1 protein-coding gene is annotated in these 1,426 nt (G+C 42.1%); it reads left to right on the forward strand.

The genetic code is table 11. The features are described from left to right. Positions 1 to 1,425: L-glutamate gamma-semialdehyde dehydrogenase (pruA, locus tag GJU32_RS22805; RefSeq protein WP_155594162.1), on the forward strand; the 1,425-nt coding region annotated here is incomplete at its 5' end. Position 1,426 lies beyond the last annotated feature (1 nt).

Below are 1,426 nucleotides of genomic sequence, written 5' to 3' on the forward strand. Positions count from 1 at the left end.
GGTGGCGAGCGCATTACAACAGAAGATAAAATCGTTTCGTACAATCCTGCAAAGAAAACAGAAGTTATTGGCCGTGTGTCAAAAGCGAGCAAAGATTTAGCTGAAAAAGCAATGCAAGCTGCAGATGAAACATTCAAAACATGGAAAAAAGTAGATCCAGCGATTCGCGCTGACGTTCTTTTCAAAGCAGCGGCAATTATTCGTCGTCGTAAACATGAATTTTCTGCCCTATTAACAAAAGAAGCAGGGAAACCATGGGCAGAGGCAGATGCAGATACAGCAGAAGCAATCGACTTCCTTGAATATTATGGTCGCCAAATGCTACGCATTAAAAACGGTCAACCAGTAGAAAGCCGTCCAGGCGAATACAACCGTTATGACTATATTCCATTAGGAATCGGTATCGTGATTTCACCTTGGAATTTCCCATTTGCCATTATGGCTGGTACAACAGTAGCTGCTTTAGTAACGGGTAACACAGTATTATTAAAACCAGCTTCAACAACACCAGTGGTTGCTTATAAATTTATCGAAGTATTAGAAGAAGCTGGTCTTCCAGCAGGTGCAGTGAACTTCGTACCAGGTTCTGGTGCTGAAGTTGGTGACTACTTAGTAGATCATCCAAAAACACGTTTCATCAGCTTCACAGGTTCACGTGATGTCGGTTTACGTATCAACCAACGTGCTTCTGTCTTAAATGATGGCCAAATTTGGATTAAACGTGTCATCGCTGAAATGGGCGGTAAAGATACAATTGTTGTCGATAAAGAAGCAGATTTAGAGTTAGCTGCACAATCGATTGTAAAATCAGCATTCGGTTTCTCAGGTCAAAAATGTTCAGCATGTTCTCGTGCCGTGATCGTAGAAGATGTATATGAGCAAGTAGTAAATCGTGTAGAAGAGTTAACAAACGCTTTAACAGTGGGCGATCCTACAGACTTCAGCAACTTCATGGCAACGGTAATTGACCAAGCAGCATTCAACAAAATTACGGAATACATCGAAATCGGTAAAGGCGAAGGTCGCCTAGTTTCAGGTGGTACTGCAGACGATTCAGTAGGTTACTTCGTGCAACCAACAGTATTCGCAGACGTAGATCCTTCTGCACGTATCATGAGAGAAGAAATCTTTGGGCCAGTTGTAGCCATTGCAAAAGCAAAAGATTTCGACCAAGCAATTGAAATTGCAAACGATACAGAATATGGTTTAACAGGTGCAGTAATTACAACAAACCGTGTCAACTTAGAAAAAGCACGTGAAGAGTTCCATGTAGGAAACCTATACTTCAACCGTGGCTGTACAGGGGCAATCGTTGGCTACCAACCATTCGGTGGGTTCAACATGTCAGGTACAGACTCAAAAGCTGGTGGCCCAGACTACCTACAACTTCATATGCAAGCTAAAACAACTTCAGAAATGCTTTAAT

Source organism: Lysinibacillus cavernae, from assembly GCF_009724685.1.
Classification (GTDB): domain Bacteria; phylum Bacillota; class Bacilli; order Bacillales_A; family Planococcaceae; genus Lysinibacillus; species Lysinibacillus cavernae.